The 21166-nt window shown below is 70.5% G+C and carries 26 protein-coding genes; 8 read left to right on the forward strand and 18 right to left on the reverse strand.

The window, feature by feature from the left end:
- Nucleotides 1–12: 12 nt before the first annotated feature.
- The 4 genes from ABS78_RS12890 to ileS all read right to left on the reverse strand — a co-directional run bounded on the left by ABS78_RS12890 (nt 13) and on the right by ileS (nt 7469).
- Nucleotides 13–3015: a YdbH domain-containing protein gene (locus ABS78_RS12890; RefSeq protein WP_293379612.1), complete on the reverse strand. Its 3003-nt coding sequence runs from the start codon at nt 3013–3015 to the stop codon at nt 13–15.
- A gap of 290 nt (nt 3016–3305) precedes the next feature.
- Nucleotides 3306–3875 carry a DUF3035 domain-containing protein gene (locus ABS78_RS12895; protein WP_293379614.1) on the reverse strand — a complete coding sequence of 190 codons (570 nt, stop codon included), beginning with the start codon at nt 3873–3875 and terminating at the stop codon, nt 3306–3308.
- A gap of 163 nt (nt 3876–4038) precedes the next feature.
- Nucleotides 4039–4548 (reverse strand): signal peptidase II, encoded by a 510-nt coding sequence (gene lspA, locus ABS78_RS12900; protein WP_293379616.1) that lies wholly within the window; start codon nt 4546–4548, stop codon nt 4039–4041.
- Nucleotides 4545–7469, reverse strand: coding sequence for an isoleucine--tRNA ligase (gene ileS, locus ABS78_RS12905; protein ID WP_293379618.1), 2925 nt, complete (start codon nt 7467–7469; stop codon nt 4545–4547). The genes lspA and ileS overlap by 4 nt, the downstream gene beginning before the upstream one ends.
- A 415-nt stretch (nt 7470–7884) precedes the next feature.
- On the opposite strand from ileS, the gene ABS78_RS12910 reads away from it, so the two are divergent.
- From ABS78_RS12910 to ABS78_RS12935, 6 genes are read left to right on the forward strand one after another with little or no spacing between them, the layout of a single operon-like run.
- Nucleotides 7885–8094 (forward strand): cold-shock protein, encoded by a 210-nt coding sequence (locus ABS78_RS12910; RefSeq protein ID WP_293379620.1) that lies wholly within the window; start codon nt 7885–7887, stop codon nt 8092–8094.
- Nucleotides 8095–8150: 56 nt separating this feature from the next.
- Nucleotides 8151–8387, forward strand: a complete 237-nt coding sequence (locus ABS78_RS12915; RefSeq protein WP_293379622.1) for a hypothetical protein — start codon at nt 8151–8153, stop codon at nt 8385–8387.
- Nucleotides 8384–8743 carry a DUF6481 family protein gene (locus tag ABS78_RS12920; RefSeq protein WP_293379624.1) on the forward strand — a complete coding sequence of 120 codons (360 nt, stop codon included), beginning with the start codon at nt 8384–8386 and terminating at the stop codon, nt 8741–8743. The genes ABS78_RS12915 and ABS78_RS12920 overlap by 4 nt, the downstream gene beginning before the upstream one ends.
- 34 nt (nt 8744–8777) lie before the next feature.
- A complete protein-coding gene (locus ABS78_RS12925; protein WP_293379626.1) occupies nt 8778–8945 on the forward strand; it encodes a hypothetical protein in 168 nt (55 codons plus the stop codon).
- 2 nt (nt 8946–8947) lie between these two features.
- Nucleotides 8948–9205: a hypothetical protein gene (locus ABS78_RS12930; protein ID WP_293379628.1), complete on the forward strand. Its 258-nt coding sequence runs from the start codon at nt 8948–8950 to the stop codon at nt 9203–9205.
- Nucleotides 9206–9218: 13 nt separating this feature from the next.
- A complete protein-coding gene (locus ABS78_RS12935) occupies nt 9219–9401 on the forward strand; it encodes a DUF3606 domain-containing protein (protein WP_293379630.1) in 183 nt (60 codons plus the stop codon).
- Nucleotides 9402–9423: 22 nt separating this feature from the next.
- Here ABS78_RS12935 and ABS78_RS12940 read toward each other — a convergent pair whose 3' ends face one another.
- The 10 genes from ABS78_RS12940 to ABS78_RS12985 all read right to left on the reverse strand — a co-directional run bounded on the left by ABS78_RS12940 (nt 9424) and on the right by ABS78_RS12985 (nt 17528).
- Nucleotides 9424–9750 carry an SMR family transporter gene (locus ABS78_RS12940; RefSeq protein ID WP_293379633.1) on the reverse strand — a complete coding sequence of 109 codons (327 nt, stop codon included), beginning with the start codon at nt 9748–9750 and terminating at the stop codon, nt 9424–9426.
- Entirely contained in the window at nt 9747–10697 is a 951-nt protein-coding gene (locus ABS78_RS12945; RefSeq protein WP_293379637.1) for a bifunctional riboflavin kinase/FAD synthetase, read from the reverse strand. Before ABS78_RS12945 ends, ABS78_RS12940 begins: the two co-directional genes overlap by 4 nt.
- A 13-nt stretch (nt 10698–10710) precedes the next feature.
- Nucleotides 10711–11133, reverse strand: a complete 423-nt coding sequence (locus ABS78_RS12950; protein WP_293379640.1) for a MaoC family dehydratase — start codon at nt 11131–11133, stop codon at nt 10711–10713.
- Between the two features lie 125 nt (nt 11134–11258).
- Nucleotides 11259–12131: a TIGR01459 family HAD-type hydrolase gene (locus tag ABS78_RS12955; protein WP_293379643.1), complete on the reverse strand. Its 873-nt coding sequence runs from the start codon at nt 12129–12131 to the stop codon at nt 11259–11261.
- A gap of 60 nt (nt 12132–12191) precedes the next feature.
- Nucleotides 12192–13454 (reverse strand): EAL domain-containing protein, encoded by a 1263-nt coding sequence (locus tag ABS78_RS12960; protein WP_293379646.1) that lies wholly within the window; start codon nt 13452–13454, stop codon nt 12192–12194.
- A 212-nt stretch (nt 13455–13666) separates the two neighbouring features.
- Nucleotides 13667–14086 (reverse strand): glyoxalase/bleomycin resistance/extradiol dioxygenase family protein, encoded by a 420-nt coding sequence (locus ABS78_RS12965; RefSeq protein WP_293379649.1) that lies wholly within the window; start codon nt 14084–14086, stop codon nt 13667–13669.
- Between the two features lie 69 nt (nt 14087–14155).
- Nucleotides 14156–15463: an RNA polymerase sigma factor gene (locus ABS78_RS12970; RefSeq protein ID WP_293379652.1), complete on the reverse strand. Its 1308-nt coding sequence runs from the start codon at nt 15461–15463 to the stop codon at nt 14156–14158.
- 4 nt (nt 15464–15467) lie between these two features.
- On the reverse strand, nt 15468–15851 hold the full coding sequence (locus tag ABS78_RS12975; protein WP_293379655.1) for a YciI family protein: 384 nt from the start codon (nt 15849–15851) through the stop codon (nt 15468–15470).
- A 99-nt stretch (nt 15852–15950) separates the two neighbouring features.
- Nucleotides 15951–16829 carry a 3-hydroxybutyryl-CoA dehydrogenase gene (locus ABS78_RS12980; RefSeq protein ID WP_293379658.1) on the reverse strand — a complete coding sequence of 293 codons (879 nt, stop codon included), beginning with the start codon at nt 16827–16829 and terminating at the stop codon, nt 15951–15953.
- Nucleotides 16830–16970: 141 nt separating this feature from the next.
- Entirely contained in the window at nt 16971–17528 is a 558-nt protein-coding gene (locus tag ABS78_RS12985; RefSeq protein ID WP_293379661.1) for a TetR/AcrR family transcriptional regulator, read from the reverse strand.
- 81 nt (nt 17529–17609) lie between these two features.
- On the opposite strand from ABS78_RS12985, the gene ABS78_RS12990 reads away from it, so the two are divergent.
- On the forward strand, nt 17610–18044 hold the full coding sequence (locus ABS78_RS12990) for a PaaI family thioesterase (protein ID WP_293379664.1): 435 nt from the start codon (nt 17610–17612) through the stop codon (nt 18042–18044).
- 59 nt (nt 18045–18103) lie between these two features.
- Here ABS78_RS12990 and ABS78_RS12995 read toward each other — a convergent pair whose 3' ends face one another.
- Together ABS78_RS12995 and ABS78_RS13000 are read right to left on the reverse strand one after the other, a co-directional pair.
- The gene (locus tag ABS78_RS12995) at nt 18104–19048 is read right to left on the reverse strand and encodes an electron transfer flavoprotein subunit alpha/FixB family protein (RefSeq protein ID WP_293379667.1); all 945 of its coding nucleotides are present in this window, start codon (nt 19046–19048) and stop codon (nt 18104–18106) included.
- The gene (locus ABS78_RS13000) at nt 19048–19794 is read right to left on the reverse strand and encodes an electron transfer flavoprotein subunit beta/FixA family protein (RefSeq protein WP_293379670.1); all 747 of its coding nucleotides are present in this window, start codon (nt 19792–19794) and stop codon (nt 19048–19050) included. The genes ABS78_RS12995 and ABS78_RS13000 overlap by 1 nt, the downstream gene beginning before the upstream one ends.
- 146 nt (nt 19795–19940) lie before the next feature.
- Here ABS78_RS13000 and ABS78_RS13005 point away from each other — a divergent pair, with 146 nt between their 5' ends.
- Entirely contained in the window at nt 19941–20216 is a 276-nt protein-coding gene (locus ABS78_RS13005) for a hypothetical protein (RefSeq protein WP_293379673.1), read from the forward strand.
- Between the two features lie 18 nt (nt 20217–20234).
- Here ABS78_RS13005 and ABS78_RS13010 read toward each other — a convergent pair whose 3' ends face one another.
- The gene (locus tag ABS78_RS13010) at nt 20235–20810 is read right to left on the reverse strand and encodes a cob(I)yrinic acid a,c-diamide adenosyltransferase (RefSeq protein ID WP_293379676.1); all 576 of its coding nucleotides are present in this window, start codon (nt 20808–20810) and stop codon (nt 20235–20237) included.
- Nucleotides 20811–20819: 9 nt separating this feature from the next.
- Nucleotides 20820–21023, reverse strand: a complete 204-nt coding sequence (locus tag ABS78_RS13015) for a twin transmembrane helix small protein (protein ID WP_293379739.1) — start codon at nt 21021–21023, stop codon at nt 20820–20822.
- Nucleotides 21024–21166 lie beyond the last annotated feature (143 nt).

The raw sequence follows: 21166 nt of genomic DNA on the forward strand, positions 1-21166 counted from the left end.
AAATCTGAAGCTTCAGGGCTGAACGGGACCTGAACTGCGCGCCTTCTGGAAGTCCATCCAGTCCGAGACGAGATCGTCCAGGTTCAATGTGGTGTCGAGGGTCAGGTTCACGCCCGTTCCCGAGGGCAGCGGCAGTTTGCGGCCCAGGAAGCGGCGCTGGATCAGGTCCATGAGGGTCAGGCGGATTTCCTGCTTCTGCGGCGGATCGTGGCGGCCGACGATGTGGAACAGGAGACCCAGACGGCCGTCCTCGCGGCTGGCGAGCGTCAGGTCGAGGGTCTGGAACGCCAGGTTCTCCATGGCCTGGTAGGCGAAGTCGGTGAAGGTCTCGTTGGGGTCGGGCGCGCCGGGCGGCGCGGCGTCCGCCGGCACGCCGCCGGCGGCGACTCCCGTCAGGGCCGCGCGGTCGATCGACAGCCGGCCCGGCTGGTCGGCATGGAGTTCGCCGCCCGAGATGCGGATGCGGGACCCGGCCATCTCGAACGGGATGCGGCCGCTGACCTTGGCGTCCAGATCCACCTTGTCGCCGAACGGCGAGGCCTCGACGATGTCGTGGAGCTGCACGCCCTCGACGATCAGCACCCCGCGCGTCGGCGCGCCGGGCGCCAGCGGCACCTCCAGCGTTTCGACCCGCACCTTGCCGCCGCCGACGCTCGCCTCGCCGCCCTCGACCTTCAGAAGGTTGTCGGCCAGCTCGAAGCGCGCCGTGAGCGCGCTCAGCACGACCATGGACTGGACCTCGTCCACCGCCAGCTCCTGGCCCGGCGCGGCCTTGAGCGGCGCCAGGCTGGAGAAGGCGATCTGGCCCCGCAGCCCCTTCACCGGTCCCGCGGGGCTGCGGAAGTCGAGGCCCGGGATACTGACGACGCCCGAACTGGCCGAGCCTTCGGGCGACCAGTCGAACCGGCCCGAGAATTTCGCCGACCCGACCGCCGGCGCGCCGACCGCTTCGGCCAGGGGGGAGAGATCGGCCGGCTGGAGTCCGCCCTCGGAGAAAGTCAGCATCTCGGTCTCGATGACCGCGACGCCCAGGCCCAGACGGCCGTCCTGGGTGACGAGGGCCGTTCCCAGCGGCGCGCCGTCCGGGCGGCGGAAGGCGAGGTCCGCGCGCCAGATGAACTCGGACAGCGTCACCTCCCCGTCCATCAGGAAGGGATTGAACCGCCGCTCGGGCGCCAGGTCCTCCTGGCGCGCGGAGGTCACGTCGATGCGGGCCGTCACCTCGGCGCCCCGGCCCTGCGCCAGCACCCGGCCGGCGCCGTCGGTCACCAGACCCTGGACGAACGGCGCGGCCGCCCGCACGCCCTCGGCGCGGCCCGCCACGCGCCAGCCGCCCCCGCGCACCGCAAGGACCGGCCCGCCCGCCGGGCACAGGCGGCCCGAAAGGTCGGTGATGTCGTTGGCGCCGAAGTCCAGTTCCGCGGCGCCGATGGCGACGCAGCGATCGGCGGCGAAGCTCAGGTCGCCGTCGGCCACGGTCAGGCGGCCCGAGGCGTCCACCTTTCCCTCCCGCAGGAACCCGAACGAGCCGGCCGCCCGCAGGCGTCCGTCGAGCACGGCTCCGTTCGCGGTCGACGTCACGCGCGCGACCTCGGCGTCCACCTGAGGCAGGCCCCCGCCGTTCACCGACAGGACGAAGGCTCCCCCGTCCGGGCCGAAGACGGGCGTCCCGGCGCGCCGGGCGGACAGCCGTGCGACCGCGCCGCTGGCCGCCACGACCTGGGCAGGTTGATCCAGGGCGACCGTCAGGCGCGCGCCGTCCAGCCTGACGCGGACGCTGGGCGCGCTCAGCCGGACGTCCCGCGCGGCCCGCTTCATCGCCGCGACTTCGGCGCTGTCGCCCGCGACGGCCGGCCCGAGCCCGCGCCAGGCGCCGCGGGCCGCGAGCGCGGCGGTCAGGTCGGCCTTCACGCCCGCCGCGGCGGCCTCGACCGGCCCCCGGGCCTCGGCTGCGACCGTCTTCAGATCCAGGTCCGCCGCCGCGACGCGCCCGGCCGTCGCCTTGGCCACGACGGGTCCGCTCACCTTGTCTCCACCTGCGCGGGTCCACCGCACGGCGTCCGAGGCGAGGGCGATCCCCAGGCCCTCGACTTCACCTTCGGGCGCCGAGACGCGCGCCGCCGCGGCGTCGGCGGCCAGCCGCCCCTCGACGGCGAGATCCGGGATCCAGCCCCGCGCCTGACCCGTGAACGTCGCCGTCACCTTGGCCTCCGACAGCCGGCGTCCCGCGTTCGCGGCGGACGCCGCCGTGAACTCGAACCGGGCGCCGATCGCGCCGTCGCCCTTCCGGGTCTTCAGGTCGGGATAGGGCGCCTGGAGGGTCAGGACGACCCGCCCGTCTTCCGCGGTCGCTTCGCCGATCCGGGCGCGGGCGAATGGCAGCGTGGCCGAGAGGTCGATGCGGTCGGCGCGGGTGATCTCCCGCACCACGCCTGCGCCCGTCGCCACCTCGAAGCCGGGGCCGCGCAGACTGGCGGGCGCCGTGGTTGCGCTGAGGCTCTGGAGTCGGCCGTCCTGCACGCGGGCGTCGGCGACGGCGCGAACCGGGCCATAGTCCGTGTCCAGGACCAGCACGCCGCCGTCCACGTCGATCCGCGGCTGGGTCGCGTCGGGGCGGGGCGGCCGACTCAGGAACTCCTTCACCAGCGGGTCCAGCGGCCCCATCCGCAACTGACCGTCCCGGAACGCCGCGCGGAGTTCGGGCTTGCGGAGGGCGACCGAGCGCACGTCCAGTCCGCCAAGGCCCAGTCGGTAGCGGACGTCCACCTGATCCGCCCGGAAGGTGGGCTGCGCGGGATCTCCGACCCACAGCCGCGCCGCGAACCGGCCGGGACCGATCTCCTGCACCTCGACCTGGGACGCGACGCCTTTCGAGCGCAGCCACCCGGTCAGCGCCTCGCGCGCTAGGGCCTTGCGGTTGAGCCAGGTGAGCCCGGTCGCCAGCACGAGCGCCACGCCCGCCAGCGCCAGCACGAGGCGCAGGGGTCGGGATTTCGCGGGGGTGGCTTCGGTCAAGGGCGGGCGGCTCGGCGCAATGGTCGAGCCTTGATAGCGCAGTTGCGGCCGATTGGATGCGGGGCGCCCGCAAACAGGCGCCGAAGCGGGCGCCGGATCGGATGGTGGAGGGGGCGAGAACAGGCTCGGGGCGCTACGCTACGCCGCCCGCCGACGTCGGGAGACAGCCGATCCCCCTCCATCGGGACGTACGCGCGCCGGCGCGGCGCAGACGCAAGGACGTCCCGGGGACCTGCCGCGCTCCGGTCCCGCGCCGCCGGCCGGGGAAAGGCGCTTGCGCCCGCGGGCCTCTAGAGGCCCGGAAGCTTGATGCGGGACTGCCCGCCGCGCTGGATGACGATCGGCTTGTCGCCGGTGAGCGACTTCACGCGCTCGGCCTCGGCGGCGGCGTCGACGGGCGCGTTCGAGCCGTCCAGCCCCGACTGGGCCGGAGACGACGCGCCCCCGCCGCGCCAGAACATGACCCGATCGGCGAAGGTCTTCTCCTTGTGAGCGATGCCGCCGAACTCGTCGTCGACCACATAGCGCACCAGCGGATCGGCGCGGTCGGCGCCGGCCTTGGCCACCAGCAGCTTCTCGCCGTCGGAGCGCTGCTCGCCTTCGCGCTGGCCCAGCAGGGCGTTGCGCGCGGCGCTCTCGGGCTGAAGCTCCTGCGGGCGCGGCTCGCCCGGCGCCGGCGGGCGCAGCGCATAGTCGGGGGGCACCACCAGCGGCGCCTTGGTCACGACCCGGAACTCGTCCGGCGTCACCTTGGACATGCCCAGCGCCTTCTGGGTCGACTGGCACCCCGCCAGGCCGCCGGTTGCCGCCAGGGCGGCCGCGGCCATGCCGGCGGTCACGATCACGCGATTGAAGCTCATGGACCTCGGACGACTCCTGCGGCGCGGACCTGCGCCTTGTTCTTCCAGTCTGCGCCCGTCCCGTGGCCGGAAAACGGCGGTCGGGCGCTTTCAGGGTTTCGAATAGCGCAACCCGAGGCCCGCGCCAACGGCGACCGAAGGTCCCGACGGCGTCTCGGCCGCCTCAGGCCGGCCGCTCGCGGCGGAAGCTGTCCAGCAGGATCAGGACGACGCCCACGGTGATGCCGCTGTCGGCCACATTGAAGATCCAGGGGAAGAATCCGATGCGCGAGACGTCGATGAAGTCGATCACCGCCCCGAACAACGCCCGGTCGATGGCGTTGCCGAGCGCGCCGCCCACGATGAGGCCCAGGCCCACGGCCGGAAGCCACCGGGTCTGGTTGCGCGCCCAGACGGCCAGGGTCACGCCCACCAGCACGCTGAACGCCACCATCGCCCAGCGCATCAGGTCGTGCTGCGCCTGGAACAGGCCGAAGCTGACGCCCTCGTTCCAGATCCGGGTCCACTGAAGCGGCCAGAAGACCTCGACGGTCGCGCCGACCGGCAGCGCCAGGATCGAGACGATCCAGTATTTGGTGACCTGGTCCAGGATCACGGTCGCCGCGGCCAGGGCGAAGGCGCGCCGGCCCCAGGCCGTGATTCCGCGGGGGGGCGGAGCGGCGGTGTCGGTCATGCGTCCCTCGAACCCTTCGCGGCGTCCCAGGCGGCGACGGCGTCGGCGTCGCGCAGCGACAGGTCGGGATAGCGCGGGTCGGTCCCCACTTCGGGCAGGATGCGCCAGGACCGCGCGCACTTCCTGCCCTCGGCCTTCAGGGGCTCGACGGCGACCCCCGCGACTTCGGGAAGGCGGAAGGCGCCGCCCGGCCCTTCGCCCGCGACCAGGGTCGCCTGGCTGGTGCGGAACACCTCGGCGGCGTCCAGGCCTTCGAAGGCGGCCAGCAGCCCGGCGTCGGCGACGTGGACGCGAGGGGCGGCCTCCAGGGCGGCGCCCATCCGCTTTTCGCGCCGCTCCACTTCCAGCGCGCCGGTGACCACCGAAGTCACCTTCTGCACCTTGGCCCAGCGCTCGGCCTCGGCGTCGTTGCGCCACTCGGCCGGCGTCGCCGGGATCGTCCGCAGGCTGTTGGAGTGGGCGTCGGGGAAGCGGGTGAGCCACGCCTCCTCCATCGTGAAGGGGATCAGCGGCGCGAGCCAGGCCGTGAGCCGTTCGAAGGCCGCGTCCATCACCGTGCGCGCCGCGCGGCGGGGCAGCGCGTCGGGGCGGTCGCAGTAGAGGCTGTCGCGGCGGATGTCGAAGAACAGCGCCGACAGTTCGTTCTGGCAGAAGTCCAGCACCGGCCGGATCACGTCCTGGAACAGATAGGCCTCGTAGGCGGCGCGCACCTGGCCGTCCAGCTCCCACAGGCGGTGCAGGACGAAGCGCTCCAGCGGCGGCATCTGCTCCAGCTCCACCGCTTCGTCGGGCGAGAAGTCGGCCAGCGCGCCCAGCATGTAGCGGACGGTGTTGCGCAGCTTGCGGTAGGCGTCGGACGTGGTCTGTAGGATCGTCTTCCCGATCCGGCTGTCGTCGGCGTAGTCGATCATCGCCGCCCACATGCGGATGATCTCGGCCCCGCTCTCGCGGATCACCACCTCGGGATCGACGGTGTTGCCCTTGGACTTCGACATCTTCTCGCCGTGCTCGTCCATGGTGAAGCCATGGGTGAGGATGGCGTCGTAGGGCGCACGCCCGCGCGTGCCCGAGCTTTCCAGCAGCGAGCTCTGGAACCAGCCGCGGTGCTGGTCCGAACCTTCGAGATAGAGGTCGGCCGGCCACCGGGTGTCGGCGCGGCCTTCGAGCGTGAAGGCGTGCGTCGAGCCCGAGTCGAACCAGACGTCCAGGATGTCCTCGACCTTCTCGTACCGGTCGGGATCGTGGGCGCCCAGGAAGTCGGTGACGGGCCGGTTGAACCAGGCGTCGGCGCCCTCGGCGGCGATGGCGTCCACGATGCGCTTGTCCACATCGGGGTCATGCAGCGGCTGGTTCGTCTCCTTGTCGACGAACATGGCCAACGGCGCGCCCCAGGCCCGCTGGCGGCTGATCAGCCAGTCGGGTCGGCTCTCGACCATCGCGCGGATGCGGTTCTTGCCCCCGGCCGGATGGAAGGTGGTGGCCTCGATGGCCTCCAGCGCCGCCTCGCGCAGGGTGCGGCCGCCGAGTTGCGGGGTCTCCACCGGCTCGTCCATGCGGATGAACCACTGGGGCGTGTTGCGGAAGATGACCGGCGCCTTCGAGCGCCAGGAATGGGGATAGCTGTGCTCCATCCGCCCTCGCGCCAGCAGGCGGCCGGCCTCGATCAGCTTCTCGATCACGGCCGGATTGGCGGGACCGAACTTGCCGGCCTTCTTGCCCTCGGTCTCCAGCACCTTCAGGCCGCCGAACAGGGCGACGTGCGGGTAGTAGGCGCCATCGGGATCGACCGTCTCGGGGATCTCGCGATGACCGTGGGCCAGCCAGACCAGGTAGTCGTCTGCGCCGTGGCCCGGCGCGGTGTGGACGAAGCCCGTGCCGGCGTCGTCGGTGACATGGTCGCCGGCCAGCAGCGGCACGCCGAACCGGTAGTGCGGATCGAGGTTGGCCAGCGGGTGCTCGCAGACCATGCCCTGGCAGTCCACCGGCTCGATCCGGCGCGCCTCCGCGATCTTCGCGGCCTTGAAGACGTCGTCGGCCAGCTTGTCGGCGACGATCAGTCGGTCGCCAGGGCGGGCCCAGGGCTCGAACTCCAGGCCGGTCTCCATCGCCTCGACCTGATAGACCGAATAGGCGACCGCCTCGTTGTAGCTGACGGCCCGGTTGGCCGGGATCGTCCAGGGCGTGGTCGTCCAGATCACCACGCTGGCGCCGCGGGCCGCGTCGCTGCCCTCGGTGACGGGAAACTTCACCCAGACCGTCGGGCTGACGTGATCGTGATACTCCACCTCGGCGTCGGCCAGGGCGGTGCGTTCCACCGGGCTCCACATGACCGGCTTCGACCCGCGGTACAGCTGGCCCGAAGCCACGAACTTGTGGAACTCGGCCACGATCGCGGCCTCGCTCGAGAAGTCCATGGTGGCGTAGCGGTTCTCCCAGTCGCCGAGCACGCCCAGGCGCTTGAAGCCCTGCTTCTGCACCTCGAGCCAGTGGGCGGCGTAGTCGCGGCACAGCTTGCGGAACTCGGCCTTGTCGACCTCGTCCTTGCGGCGGCCCTTGGCGCGCAGTTCTTCCTCGATCTTCCACTCGATGGGCAGGCCGTGGCAGTCCCAGCCGGGCACGTAGTCCACGTCGTAGCCCAGCAGGAACCGCGACCGGATGACGAAGTCCTTCAGCGTCTTTTGGAGCGCGTGCCCGATATGGATGGCGCCGTTGGCGTACGGCGGCCCGTCGTGCAGCACGAACAGCGGCGCGCCCGCCCGCTGCCGGTCGGCGCGGAGGGCGTGGTACAGGCCCTGCTCGGCCCATTTCGCCAGGATCTGCGGCTCCTTCTGCGGCAGGCCCGCGCGCATGGGGAAGGGCGTCTCGGGAAGGAAGACGGTCTCGCGATAGTCGCGAGCGGTCGTGGGGGCGTCGTCGGCCATAACTCTGTCCAGTGGGTCCCGAGGGTTCGAGGTTGCGGGTGCTACCCGGCGCGCGCTGGAGAAACGTCCGGCGGCGTCACGCCGGGCGGATAATTCGCAGGCTCGTCCGAACCGAAGTCATGGCCCGAGGCTCTAACAGAGACGGGCGTGGAACCCAAGGGCGCCTTGGGCCTCGCAGTCGCCTCAGCTCGCCGGAACGGGGCGTCCCGGCGTCGCCGTTCGCCCGCCATTGGCGATTTGATTGGTGCTGGGCGTGTTTTTCGCCTAGAAAGGCAAAATCAAATTCCGTTTTGGTTCGGTTGCTCTCCACGCTTGTTCTTCGGATCGAGCCCGGACTTCCCACGATCCTCTCCGAAAATTTGATGCCGTTTCCGGTCGGAAACGCACCAACACTCCTGATCTGAAGGAAATTCCTATGACTATCGGCACTGTGAAGTGGTTCAATCCCACCAAGGGTTTCGGCTTCATCCAGCCCGAGGACGGAAGCGCGGACGTGTTCGTCCATATCTCCGCCGTCGAGCGCGCGGGCCTCGGGTCGCTCTCGGAAGGGCAGAAGCTGAGCTTCGAGCTGGAGCGCGACAAGCGCAGCGGCAAGATGTCGGCTGGCCAGCTTCAGTCCGTCTGAATCCTCGACCGGACGCCGCCGCGCCGCGGCGGCGTCTGCGTCGGCGGTGATCCCCTATGACGACGTCCACCATCGAACGCGCCTATCAGCTCGCGCGCGCCGGGGCCGCCCCGGATGTCGTGCGGTTGAAAGAACGCCTCAAAGCCGACGGCTGCCGTGCGGTTGACGCTCTCCTGGCGCCCCGGTCCATCCGCGGGCACCTCGAGGCCATCTGCGCCGCCGCCTATGCCGCGCATCGTTCTGCGCCACCGGATTCGGCGACCCCCGAGTTCGATAACCCCGAGGAAGCATGAACGAATTCCAGCGGACCGGATTCACCGAACGCCTCAAGACGGCCTCCGACGCGAAGAAGGCGCTCCTGGCGGCTTTCCGGCCCCGTCCGGCCGTCGCCGCCACGGATTTTCAGCCCACCGCGGCGCGCCGCAAGGCCGAGTTGGAGCAGGTCCGCCGCGACCGCGCCGACGCCAAGACCGCTCGTCTGCAGGCCGCCGAGGACGCGATCCTCGCCAGGCGTCTGCAGGCCGAGGCCGAGGCCGCCGCCTCGTTGGACGCCAAACGCGGCGAGCGCAAGGAACGCAAGGCGCTCACCAAGGCCGAACAGAAGGCCAAGCGCGATGCGCGCTACGCCGCCCGCAAGGCCCGCGCCTGACCGGGCGTGGCCCGATGACACTCCAGGAGCCCTCATGGCGAGGAAGCCGAACTACGATTTCGAGCGTCGCGAGCGGGATCGCCTCAAGGCGATCAAGGTGGCCGAGAAGGCCGCCGCCAAACGCGAACAACGCGAACGCGATCGCGCCGCCACCCCCGATCAGGGTGACACCCTGTCCGACCCTCGGGCCGAGGACAGCTGAACATGCCCGACGGCGTCATCTATAGTCACGAGACCGTCGTCCTCGACGGCGAGGTCTTCACGGATTGCGAGTTCCGTAATTCCCGCCTCGTCTACGCCGGCGGCGAACCTCCGGACTTCCGCGGTTGCAGCTTCATCGGCTGCGACTGGAGGCAGGACGGCGCCGCGGCTCGCACCCTCGCCTATCTCCGGCAGGTGTGGAGCGCAGGCGGAAAGGCCCAGGTCCAGGCGTTGATCAAGGACATCACCGCCGCACGCTGACGGAGGGCGCCGGATGGCCGGCCTGAAGGACAAACGCGGCTTCATAGACCTCGACCGCCTCGATCTCTCCGAGCGGCGGGCGGTCGAATACTGGATGAAGCGCTGGGGCGTCACGAAGGATCAGTTGACGGCGGCCCATCGCAAGGTCGGCCGTCTGACCAAGGACATCGCCGCCGAACTCGGCAAGCGCCGGTGACGATCTTCCGGGGCGCGAAGCCTCACTCCGAGGCGGTGGTCAGCCGCAGGCCGACCGCGCCCGCCATGATCATGGCGACGAAGGCGAGCTGGAGCGGGCCCAGCTTCTCGCCGAACGCGAACGCGCCGATGGCGCCGGCGGCGGCGATGCCCACCCCGGCCCAGATGGCGTAGGCCACGCCCACGGGGATCGTCTTCAGCGCCGGCGCCAGCACCCAGAAGCAGGCGGAGTAGAGCGCGATCGACGCCACGCCCCAGTGGACCTTCTCGAACCCGTTCGACAGCTTCAGAAAGAAGGTGGCCGCCACCTCCAGCGCGATCGCCGCGGCGAGGTAGAGCCAGGCGGTCATGCCCGGAGCACGGCCTTCGCCCGTTCCGCGTCCTTCATCACCTGCGCGGTCATGGTCTCCAGGTCCGGGAACTTCTCCTCGGGGCGCAGGAAGGCGATGAGGTCGGTCTCGATGATGCGGTCGTAGATGTCCTCGTCGAAGTCGAACAGCCAGACCTCCAGCAGCGGCCGGGTGACGCCGTGGACGGTGGGATTCACGCCGATGTTGGCCACCCCGTCGAACTGGCGGCCGTCCGACAGCCGGGTGCGGGTGGCGTAGACGCCGAACCGGGGGCTCACATAGTCGCCCAGGTCGACATTGGCGGTGGGAAAGCCGAGCTGACGGCCCAGTTGCCGGCCGCGCTGGACCGGGCCCTCGATGGCGAACGGCCGGCCCAGGATCTCGGCCGCGACCTCGGGGCGGCCGTCGCGCAGCGCCTCGCGGACCTGGGTGGACGAGAATTTCTCGCCGCGCCCGCCGCCGTTGGCCCCGACCGGATCGGCCACCGAGACGCCGAAGCCCAGCTCGTCTCCGTACTGCCGCATGGTGTCGGGCGTGCCCGTGCGGCCCTTTCCGAAGCTGTTGTCGAAACCCACGGCCACGTGGCGGGCGCCCAGGCCCTCGTGCAGCACCCGGGTGGCGAACGCGCGGTCGCTCATTCCGGCCAGTTCGGCGTCCAGCGGCAGGACGTACAGGATGTCGACGTTCAGCGTCTCCAGCGCGCGGGCCTGCTGGTCGGTCTTCATCAGGCGGAAGGCCGGCTCGTCGGGACGGAAATAGACGCGGGGGTGCGGATCGAAGGTGATGACGCCCAGCGGCGCGCCGAGGTCGCGGGCCGCCCGGTGCGCCAGTTCGATCACCTGCTGATGGCCGCGATGGACGCCGTCGAAACTGCCCATGGCCACCGCTGCGCCGCGGTCGCCGGGGGGCAGGTCCTTCCAGCCGCGGATGACCCGGATGCGCTTCATGCGCCCCCGATTGTCACGCCGCGCGGCGGGGCGCAATCACCACGGCCTCGCCATCGACCACGGTCTTGCCGTCAACCTGGCAGACCGTCTCCAGTGTCACCCGGCCCTTGGCCGCGTCCAGGTCCGTCACGGTGGCGCGCGTCACCACCAGATCGCCGATCTTCACCGGACGTCGGAAGCGCAGCGACTGCGACAGGTAGATCGCGCCCGGCCCCGGCAGCTTCATGCCCAGCACGGCCGAGATGTAGGCGCCCGACAGCATGCCGTGGGCGATCCGCTCGCCGAACGGCGTGGCCCTGGCGTAGTCCTCGTCCAGGTGGACGGGATTGCTGTCGCCCGAGACCTCGGCGAACGCCTCGATGTCGGCGGCGCCCACCACGCGATGCATCTCTGCGCTCCGACCCACAGTCAGATCCTCGAAAAAGATTCCCTGCACGGACAGCTCCCCTCCGTCGTGTGCGTTTCAGCCCTCTTTGACGGGGGCCCCCGAGGGCGCACGCCCCCGCGTGCGCCGTTGCGGCGGGCCGAACAGACGTTACGCGCCGACCCACGGCTTCGCGCCTACCAGACGAGGTCGGCGATGGTCCAGTTCGCGTTGAGGGCGTCTTGCCGCAGGAGGTCGGCGACCGCGCGTGCGTTCAGGGTTCCGTCCGGGCCGACGGTCTCGCCCCCGTGGATGCCGTTGGCGACGAAAAGAACGTCCAGGCCGCGGGCGTTCGCGCCGCGGATGTCGGTGGGCAGGCCGTCGCCCACGCACAGGACGCGCGCCGGATCGACCGGGCGGCCCAGCTCGGCCGCCGCCGCCTCCAGCGCGAGCGCATAGATGGGGGCGTAGGGTTTGCCGGCCATCAGCACGCGGCCGCCGAGGCTTTCGTAGAGCTGGGCCAGGGCGCCGCCGCAGTAGATCAGCTTGGACCCGCGCTGGACCACGATGTCGGGATTGGCGCAGATCAGCTCCAGGCCGCGCTCCACGCATCCTGCGAAGCGGTCGCGGTAGTCGGCCGGCTCCTCGACCTCGTCGTCGTAGGGGCCAGTCACCGAGATGAAGGCCGCGTCTTCCGGGCCGGCGAAACCCAGGTCCAGGCCCTCGTAGAGCACGCGGTCCCGCTCGGGGCCGACGTCCCAGACCGGGCCGGGCGCCCGCTCGGACAGCAGGGCGCGGGTGGCGTCGCCCGAGGTGATGAGCTGCGTCCAGGCCGTACGGGGTACGGCGAGGCTGTCGAGCTGCTCCACGATCGGCGGATGCGGCCGGGGCGCGTTCGAGATCAGGATCACCGGCCCCACCTCGGCGCGGAACCTCGCGAGGGCCGCGCAGGCGTCGGGGAAGCTCTCGCGTCCGTTGTGGATCACGCCCCACACGTCGCACAGCAGCACGTCGTAGAGACTCGCGACGGACGAAAGCCCGGCGATCGGTGTCGGCGAAGAGGCGGTCATGGCGCGGCGGGTACAGAGCCGCGCCGCCAGCGTCAACGATGGTGCGACGCGGGCGAGCCGTCAGGCGGCGCGGGCCTGCTGGCGGGCGGGGGCCGGGGCGCCGGCCTCGGACAGCACGTCGCTCTTGATCGCGCGGGGTTCGCCGAACAGGTGCCCCTGGCCGAACTGTATGTCGAGGTCGAGGATGTCGACCACCTGCCGCTCGTTCTCCACCTTCTCGGCCACGAGGTCCACGCCGTAGCGCCGGGCCAGCAGGGCGAAGTCCTCGGCAGCCAGGTCGGGCATCGAACGCAGGACCAGCCGGCCGTCGATGTCGGCCAGTTCGTCCAGCAGCGTCTGGGCCGAGATCTTCACGAACTTCACGTCGGCGCGCTGAAGCTCCTGGAGGTCGAGGTCGAGGGTCTGCACCTTGTCGAGGCTGAAGCGGAAGCCCAGGTCGGCCAGCTTGGCCATGTTGCGGGCCTGCACCGCGTTGCGGCTGTCGAAGGCGGCCTGGCCGACCTCGAACACCAGCGCCGGCGACAGGTCGCGGTTGGCGCGCAGCAGGTCGAGGAACTGCGGGAAGAAGGCTTCGTCGCCCAGGCTGGCCATCGAGATGTTGCAGAAGATGCCGACGCGGCGATCCTGCCGCGCGAGGCGGCGCACGATCTGCACGCAACGGAACAGCAGCAGATTGTCGATGGCCGTCACCAGCCGGCCGGGCTCGGCCACCGCCAGATACTCCGCCGGCATCAGCACCCGGCCGCTGGCGTCGCGCAGGCGCGAATAGCTCTCGTAGAAGACGGTCCGGCGCTGCGGCAGCGCCATGACGGGTTGCAGGTAGAGATCGACGCGATTCTCGATCAGGGCCTCGCGGACGATCTCCATCAGGCCCTGGGGCTGATGGAGCTGGGACGCCGCCGCCGACTGGCCGTTGCGCAGGACGCCGTTGTGCAGGGGATAGGGCGCCTGCTGCTCGTCGAAGCGCCGGCCCATGTCCTGGACCAGTTCCTCCAGCATGTGGACCTCGTCGGTCAGCGCCTCGGCGCGGCCCATGTCGGCCTCGACCACGCGGGCCACGTCGGTCACCCGGCCGTCGATGGCCGTCACCTGATCCAGCAGGATGCGGTGGGCCTCGCGCACGGCCTCGACCTCGCCGCGGATCTCGCGCATCTCGAGGAAGCGCATGATCATGCCGTGGGACGCCAGGCACAGGCCCAGCGCCGCCATCATCGCCGACACCGCGACGCCCCAGCCCAGGCCGTTCCGCCAAAGGGTGAGCGCCACGATCAGCGAGAGACAGAGATAGGTCGCACAGAGGAGCGCGAGGGTCAGCCGCCGCATGGGTCCTGCATCCGAATCACCCGCGAGTATCCGACGCGGACACCCGGAAGGTCGAATTCATTAACCATGCCCCCGGTTCGGGTTTGGTTAACGCCGAATCGGAAAGAGCCGCGCGAGCGTCGGACCCTACAGCCGGGGGTCGCCCCAGGCGGCCAAGCCGGTGGGTCGCCTCGCCGTAGATCTCCCGAATGACCTCGGCGGGGAACGCCGCGCTATGTCGCCGCCTGGTTCATCGACCAGGACACCCCGAACGGATCGGCGCACTGGCCGTAGGTGTCGCCCCAGAACATCTTCTGCGGCGGCGTCACCTCGGTGCAGCCCGCCGCGATCGCGCGCGTCCACCACGCATCGATGTCGTCGACCTGGAGGGTGAGGTTGAAGGCCTGGGGCCGTTCGAAGCCGTGCCCGTACTCCTCGAAGAAGTCCGACAGCATCACCGAGGCGCCGTTGACGTAGAGGTGGACATGCATGGTCCGCCCCTTCTCGTCCGGGGGATAGGCGGCGGCGATCTCGGCGCCGAAGGCCTTCACGTAGAACTCGGCCGCCTTCAGGGCCCCGTCCAGCGAGAGATAGGGGGTCACGCCGCCTTTCGTCTCGACCTTGGGCATCTCCGCCGCCAGCGCTTCCGACATCGTTTCCTCATCCGTGGCTTGGGGGTGTTCCTGACCGGAGGACGCACGTGGGCGGTTCCTCCCGACAGCCTAGTCTGCGCCCGGCGCAGATTTTCCCGCCGCCGGCGGCGGTCGGTCCGGGGCGGCGCGATCCGGGGGCGCATGGTCGGCGGCCAGCCGGTCCAGGTGCTGGCGGATATGGGCGGCCTCCGCGGCGCTTCCCGCCAGGGCGATGGCCCGGTCGAAGGCGGCGCGCGCTTCGGTGGCGCGGCCCAGCTCCAGGTTCAGGGCGCCGGTCAGGCCGTGGAAATGGAAGTAGCCCGCGAGCCGCTCGCCCAGCGGCCGGATCATCTCCAGCGCGGCCTCCGGCCCCCGCACCTTCGAGACGGCCACCGCGCGGTTCAACGTGACGATCGGCGACGGCGTCAGCCGTTCCAGGCCGGCGTAGAGGGCGTCGATCTGGGCCCAGTCGGTGTCGGCCGGCGTGGCCGCGCGGGCGTGGAGCGCGGCGATCGCGGCCTGGACCTGGTAGGCGCCCGGCCGCCGGTGGCGCATGGCCTTGTCGATCAGGGCCAGTCCCTCGGCGATCATGCGGCGGTCCCACAGGCGGCGGTCCTGGTCTTCGAGCAGCACGATCTCGCCCTCGGCGTCGAAGCGGGCCGGCGTGCGGGCGTGCTGCACCAGCATCAGGGCCAGCAGGCCCATGACCTCGGGTTCGGCCGGATAGAGACGCAGCAGCAGGCGGGCCAGCCGGATCGCCTCTCCGCTGAGGCCCGTCCGCGCGGGATCGCCCGCCGCCGAATAACCCTCGTTGAAGACGAGATAGAGCATGGCCAGGACGGCGGCGACGCGCTCGGCGCGCTCGGCTGGCCCCGGGGTCTCGAAGGCGGCGTCCCCGGCGCCCACGATCCGCTTGGCGCGCGTGATGCGCTGTTCCATCGCCGCCTCGCCGACCAGGAAGGCGCGGGCGATCTGCCGGACCGAAAGCCCAGAGACGATCCGGAGCGCCAGCGCGATCTGCTGGGTCGCCGGCAGGTCGGGGTGGCAGCAGATGAACAGCAGGCGCAGGACATCGTCGCGGTAGTCGGCCTGGTCCACGCGGTCGGCGGCGCCGGCCTCCGCGTCGCCCAGGTCGGACAACATCTCTTCGGGGGGCAGCTCGGTCAGGCGCGCGCGCTTGCGCACGCCGTCCAGCGCCGCGTTGCGGCCGACCATGATCAGCCAGGCGGCGGGGTCGCGGGGCGGCCCGTTCTGGGGCCAGGCCTTCAGCGCCCGCAGGCAGGCGTCCTGGAAGGCTTCCTCGGCGGTGTCCAGGTCCCGGAAGTAGCGCAGCAGGGCCCCGACCGCCTGGGGCCGCGCGGCGGTGATCGCCGCGTTGATCCAGGCGGGGTCCGTCACCGTCCTACGCGCCGGCCGCGGCTGCGAGCGCCGCCCCGCCGTTGTAGAGGGCCAGGGGGCGAATCTCGTACGCGCCGCCGGGGTTGGCCTCGCCCAGGTCCTTGGCGACCGCCAGGGCCTCGTCCAGGTCGGCGACGTCCAGGATGTAGAAGCCCAGGAGCTGTTCCTTCGTCTCGGCGAAGGGGCCGTCGATCACCAGCGGCGGGTCGCTCTTGCGCAGGGTCGTGGCCGCGGTGGTCGGCAGGAGTCTGAGGGACGGCCCCAGTTTGCCCTGGCGCTCGAGGCGTTCCCGAACCTCGCCCAGCCGCCCCATGACCGCGGCTTCCTGCTCGGCCGTCCAGGACCAGACTGCCGCCTCGTCATTGTAGCAGAGCAGCGCGTAGAGCATCGCCGGCCTCCTCGTTCGATCCCAGGAACGAACGAGCATGGCAGACGCCGACAGGCGGGTGCAAAAAGTCTTCCCGGCCCGCGGCGCGGGACGACGGCGTCACCGCGTGGGAACGGGCTTTTCGCCGCGGTAGTCGTAGAAGCCGCGGCCGCTCTTGCGGCCCAGCCAGCCGGCCTCGACGTACTTCACCAGCAGGGGGCAGGGCCGGTACTTGCTGTCGGCCAGGCCGTCGTACAGCACGTTCATGATCGACAGCACGGTGTCGAGGCCGATGAAGTCGCCCAGTTCGAGCGGGCCCATCGGATGGTTGGCGCCCAGGCGCAGCGCGGTGTCGATGGCGTCGACCGTGCCCACGCCCTCGTACAGCGTGTAGATCGCCTCGTTGATCATCGGCACCAGCACGCGGTTCACGATGAAGGCCGGGAAGTCCTCGGCGTTCGAGGTGGTCTTGCCCAGCGACTGGGCGAAGGCGACCGCGAGGTCGTAGGTGTCGGCGTCGGTGGCGATGCCGCGGATGATCTCGACCAGCTTCATGACCGGCGCCGGGTTCATGAAGTGCAGGCCGATGAACTTGCCGGGCCGGTCGGTCGACGAGGCCAGCCGGGTGATCGAGATCGACGACGTGTTCGACGCCAGCAGCGTCTCGGGCTTCAGGTGCGGCCCCAGCGCCTTGAAGATGGTCTTCTTCGTCTCTTCGTTTTCGGTCGCGGCCTCGATGGCGAGGTCGGTTCCACCGATGGACTGGAGCTCGGGCGCGGCCTTGATCCGCTTCACGGCGGCTTCCATCGCGTCCTGCGCGATCACGCCCCGCGAAACCTGGCGCACCATGTTCTTCTCGATCTGGGCGATGCCCTGGTCGATCCGGTCCGGGCTCACGTCGTGGAGCAGTACGTCGTAGCCCCCCAGGGCGCACACGTGAGCGATGCCGGAACCCATTTGGCCGGCGCCGATGACGCCGACCGTTCTGATGTCAACCACAGGCCTCAATCCTCGATGCGTGAACCGCACATTTGTGTGGCGGCTTTCTAACACGCGTATGGCGCGCTGCGGCAAGGAGTTTGCTGCGGCGCAAAAGGTCGGGGGCGGCGCAATTCGGGCCGATCCCGTCGGTCGAGGGCCTCAATCGGCCGTGAAACGCTCGACCAGCCGGACCAGGACGTCCTCCAGCCGGGGATCGGTCAGGTGCGGCGACTGTTCCAGCACCGCGGCGCGGATCACCCCGGTCACCGCCCGGTCCAGGACGAAGGCGTCGAACGGGTCCATCCTCGGCAGCAGGCGCGTGGCGGCGCGGGTCTCGCGTGCGAGCCCTTCGACGCCTTCCTCGGCCATGATCGCCTTCAGGGCGGCCCGGCGGGTGGCGGGGCGGCCGGCGAGCGCGTGGATCTGGTTGCGGATGGCGAGGCGGACGGGCGAGTCTCCGCCCGCCCGGACGTGGGCCGCCAGCGCCGCGCGGTTGCGTGCGTTCTCCTCGCGCGCCATCGCGGCCAGGATCGCCTGCTTGGAGCCGAAGTACTGGTAGAGCGTGCCGACGCTGACGCCCGCGCGCTCGGCGACGCGGTTGGTGTTGAAGCCCGCCTCGCCCTCGGTCTCCAGAATCTGAGTCGTGGCCTCGAAGATCGCGGCGCGGGTGGCGAGCGCGCGCGCCTGACGCGGCTGTCTCCGCTGGGCGTTCGGCATCGGCGCGGCTCTCCCCGGAAATGCGAGTACCAGAATCCGAGCTTAGCTCGGATTCTGCGGGTCCACATGGAGGAACGCGAGTTGACCTGGGCCACCGAACGACTGGACGCGATCATGACGCCAGGCTTCGTCCCCCCGCGCATCGTGCAGCGGCTCGGGCTGGGCCTGCTGGACGACTGGGGTCCCGGCTGGGTGCGCAAGGAATGGCGGCCCGACGCCGAGGACCTCAAGATGGCCGACGACTCGGTGTTCGGCGGTTATATCGCCGCCCTGGCCGACCAGGTTCTGGCCTTCGCGGCCATGACGGTGGTTCCGGACGACTGCTGGTGCCGCACCACCGACCTTCAGGTTCGTTTCGTGAAGGTCGCGCGCAACCACCCGCTCCGCATCGAGGGGCGCGTGCTGGCGGCCACCCGTCGCCTCATCACGGTGGAGGCCGATTTCCATCGTCCCGACGGCGTGCTCGTGGCCAAGGCGTCGGCCCAGCAGATCCTGCTGCCCAAGGGCGAGACCTGATACGGAAAGGGGCGGGCCTCGGCGGCCCGCCCCTCGAAGTTCCGCGATGGCGTCGGGGTCTACTTCCCGGCGGCCGTCAGCGCGCTCATCAGTTCCGGCACGGCGCCCTTGTAGTCGGCGACGAGACCGAAGTCGGCGACCTGGAAGATCGGCGCGTCGGCGTCCTTGTTGATCGCGACGATCACCTTGGAGTCCTTCATGCCGGCCAGGTGCTGGATGGCGCCCGAGATGCCGATGGCGACATAGAGCTCGGGAGCCACGACCTTGCCCGTCTGGCCGACCTGATAGTCGTTCGGCGCGTAGCCGGCGTCGACCGCCGCGCGCGAGGCGCCCACGGCCGCGCCCAGCTTGTCGGCGAGCGGTTCGATGACCTTCTGGAACTCTTCGGCCGAACCCAGGGCGCGACCGCCCGAGACCACGATCTTGGCGGCGCCCAGGTCCGGGCGGGCCGACTTGACGATTTTCTGGTCCACGAAGTGGGTCTTCGCCGGCGCGGCCGGGGCCGCCACCGACTCGATCGCCGCCGAGCCGCCTTCCGCCGCGGCCTTGAAGGCCGTGGGGCGCACCGTCAGCACCTTCTTGGAATCGGTGGACTGCACCGTCTCCATGGCGTTGCCGGCGTAGATCGGGTGGACGAAGGTGTCCGCCGAGACCACTTCGGTCACGTCCGAGATCTGGGCCACGTCCAGCTTCGCCGCGATGCGGGGGCTGAAGTTCTTACCCTGCGAGGTCGCCGGGGTGAGGATGGCGTCGTAGCCGCCGGCCAGGCCGACGACCAGGTCCGCCACCGCTTCGGCCAGGCCCTGGCCCAGCTCGGCGCTCTCGGCGGTCAGCACCTTGCGCGCGCCCGCGATCTTGGCCGCTTCGGCCGCGATGGCGGCGGTGTTCGCGCCGGCGACCAGGATGTCGACGTCGCCGCCGATGGCCTGGGCCGCGGACACCACCTTGTGGGTGTTGTCCTTCAGGGTCGCGTTGTCGTGGTCCGCGATGACGAGAACGGCCATTAGAGGACCCCCGCGGTCTTGAGGTTGGAGACGAGGTCGGCGGCGGTCTCCACCTTGATGCCGGCCTGGCGCTTGGCGGGCTCGGTGACCTTGACCACCTTCAGACGCGGCGCGGTGTCGACGCCGAGCGAGCCCAGCTCCTTCACGTCCAGCGGCTTCTTCTTGGCCTTCATGATGTTGGGCAGCGAGGCGTAGCGCGGCTCGTTGAGGCGCAGGTCGGCGGTCACCACCGCCGGCAGGTCGACCTCGATGGTCTGAAGGCCGCCGTCGACTTCGCGCGTCACCTTGGCCTTGGAGCCTTCGATCACGACTTCCGAGGCGAAGGTCGCCTGAGGCCAGTCGAGCAGGGCCGACAGCATCTGGCCCACGGCGTTGTTGTCGCCGTCGATGGCCTGCTTGCCCATCAGCACCACCTGGGGCGCTTCCTCGGCGACCACGGCCTTCAGCACCTTGGCCACGGCCAGCGGCTCGAGGTCCTGGTCGGTCTGGATGAGAATGGCGCGGTCCGCGCCCATGGCCAGGGCCGTGCGCAGGGTCTCCTGCGCCTGCGTCGGACCGACCGAAACGGCGACGACCTCGGTGGCCGCGCCTTTTTCCTTCAGCCGCACGGCCTCCTCGACCGCGATCTCGCAGAAGGGATTCATCGACATCTTCACATTGGCGAGGTCGACACCCGTCTGGTCGGCCTTCACGCGGGCCTTGACGTTGTAGTCGATCACCCGCTTCACCGGGACCAACACCTTCATGGGTTGCTAGCGCCTCAAATTGTTGCGGAAAGAATGAGCCGCAGGGGCAATAGCGGTTCCTCGGAGGTTTGCAAGCGCGCGCGCCTCCGAAATGCCGCAGGATGCGCCGCTAGTCAGAGACGCGTCCCCCTGGGTAGAAGGCTCGGATGAACCCCAATATCGAACGCCTAAAGCTGATCTTCATCGGCATTTTCGCCCTGGCGACCGTCGGCGTGGGCGTATGGCAGGTGGGATGGGCGATGCCGGCCAAGAAGTGCGCCGAGGCCAGGAAATGGTGGGATCCCTCCGAGCGCGTGTGCGCGACGCCGGTCCTGATCTCGGACATCACGGGCCGCGTCATCACCGACCAGAAGGCGCTGGCCGAGGCGAAGAAGGCGCTGGGACGCGGTGACGCCGCGCCGGCGAACCCGCCCGCGAAGTAGACTCTCGGGGGAATGAGACTAGCGCGTCGCGCCGGCCTGCCAGAAGACCTCGGCGGCCCCGCGGTCGTTGGCCCAGCGCGCGGCGACGAACAGGAAGTCCGACAGCCGGTTCAGATACCGCATGGCCGGGCCGCTCACCGGTTCCCCGGCTTCGACGAGGCGCACGGCCTCGCGTTCGGCCCGCCGGCAGACGGTGCGGGCGAGATGCAGCGCCGCCGCCGCCGCGGTCCCGCCGGGCAGGATGAACGAGGTCAGCCCCGGAAGCTGGTCGTTGAGCTGGTCGATCTCGGCTTCGAGCCGCGCCACCTGGGACCCGAGGATCCGCAGGGCCGCGCCTTCGGCCTCGTCCGCCGCCGGCGGCGTGGCGAGGTCGGCGCCCAGGTCGAAGAGTTCGTTCTGGATGCGGCCCAGCATGGCGTCGAACGCCGCGTCGGCGGCCGTGTGCAGCCGCGCCAGCCCCAGGCAGGCGTTGGTTTCGTCCACGGCGCCGTAGGCCTCGACGCGCGGGTCCGACTTGCTGACCGGCTGGCCCGTGGCCAGGCGGGTGGAGCCGGCGTCGCCGGTGCGGGTGTAGATGCGATTGAGCGTGACCATTCGTCGCGATCAGCCGTGCTGGCCGCGCCACCAGACCGCGGCCACGAGGACGGCCACGGCCACGGCCTGGGTCAGCACCCGCAGGCGCATCAGCTTGTTGGACCACGATCGCCCGAAGTCGCCGCCCCGGAACAGCGAATAGATGCCCAGAGCCAGCACGAGGCTGACGGCTCCGAGCGCGGCGAAGATGAGGTAGTCGAACACGTCCATGATATCGAACTTAGGCGCGTCTGGCCTCGGTGGAAACACGCGACGATCTTGTCCGGTGAAAACTCGATTGCGGTCGATATGATCATGTTCATCGAGCGCGGATTCCGGCCGAACGCCGAGATTTGACGTGACGCCCCGGGCCTTGT

Source organism: Phenylobacterium sp. SCN 70-31 (assembly GCF_001724605.1).
Taxonomy (GTDB): Bacteria; Pseudomonadota; Alphaproteobacteria; order Caulobacterales; family Caulobacteraceae; genus Phenylobacterium.

Coding starts and splice junctions, on each gene's coding strand:
- ABS78_RS12895 (WP_293379614.1), bottom strand. CDS start 3,875: ATGAGCTTCAATCGCGTGATCGTGACCGCCGGCATGGCCGCGGCCGCC.
- lspA (WP_293379616.1), bottom strand. CDS start 4,548: ATGACCGACACCGCCGCTCCGCCCCCCCGCGGAATCACGGCCTGGGGC.
- ileS (WP_293379618.1), bottom strand. CDS start 7,469: ATGGCCGACGACGCCCCCACGACCGCTCGCGACTATCGCGAGACCGTC.
- ABS78_RS12910 (WP_293379620.1), top strand. CDS start 7,885: ATGACTATCGGCACTGTGAAGTGGTTCAATCCCACCAAGGGTTTCGGC.
- ABS78_RS12915 (WP_293379622.1), top strand. CDS start 8,151: ATGACGACGTCCACCATCGAACGCGCCTATCAGCTCGCGCGCGCCGGG.
- ABS78_RS12920 (WP_293379624.1), top strand. CDS start 8,384: ATGAACGAATTCCAGCGGACCGGATTCACCGAACGCCTCAAGACGGCC.
- ABS78_RS12925 (WP_293379626.1), top strand. CDS start 8,778: ATGGCGAGGAAGCCGAACTACGATTTCGAGCGTCGCGAGCGGGATCGC.
- ABS78_RS12930 (WP_293379628.1), top strand. CDS start 8,948: ATGCCCGACGGCGTCATCTATAGTCACGAGACCGTCGTCCTCGACGGC.
- ABS78_RS12935 (WP_293379630.1), top strand. CDS start 9,219: ATGGCCGGCCTGAAGGACAAACGCGGCTTCATAGACCTCGACCGCCTC.
- ABS78_RS12940 (WP_293379633.1), bottom strand. CDS start 9,750: ATGACCGCCTGGCTCTACCTCGCCGCGGCGATCGCGCTGGAGGTGGCG.
- ABS78_RS12945 (WP_293379637.1), bottom strand. CDS start 10,697: ATGAAGCGCATCCGGGTCATCCGCGGCTGGAAGGACCTGCCCCCCGGC.
- ABS78_RS12955 (WP_293379643.1), bottom strand. CDS start 12,131: ATGACCGCCTCTTCGCCGACACCGATCGCCGGGCTTTCGTCCGTCGCG.
- ABS78_RS12960 (WP_293379646.1), bottom strand. CDS start 13,454: ATGCGGCGGCTGACCCTCGCGCTCCTCTGTGCGACCTATCTCTGTCTC.
- ABS78_RS12965 (WP_293379649.1), bottom strand. CDS start 14,086: ATGTCGGAAGCGCTGGCGGCGGAGATGCCCAAGGTCGAGACGAAAGGC.
- ABS78_RS12975 (WP_293379655.1), bottom strand. CDS start 15,851: ATGCTCTACGCGCTGCTCTGCTACAATGACGAGGCGGCAGTCTGGTCC.
- ABS78_RS12985 (WP_293379661.1), bottom strand. CDS start 17,528: ATGCCGAACGCCCAGCGGAGACAGCCGCGTCAGGCGCGCGCGCTCGCC.
- ABS78_RS12995 (WP_293379667.1), bottom strand. CDS start 19,048: ATGGCCGTTCTCGTCATCGCGGACCACGACAACGCGACCCTGAAGGAC.
- ABS78_RS13000 (WP_293379670.1), bottom strand. CDS start 19,794: ATGAAGGTGTTGGTCCCGGTGAAGCGGGTGATCGACTACAACGTCAAG.
- ABS78_RS13005 (WP_293379673.1), top strand. CDS start 19,941: ATGAACCCCAATATCGAACGCCTAAAGCTGATCTTCATCGGCATTTTC.
- ABS78_RS13010 (WP_293379676.1), bottom strand. CDS start 20,810: ATGGTCACGCTCAATCGCATCTACACCCGCACCGGCGACGCCGGCTCC.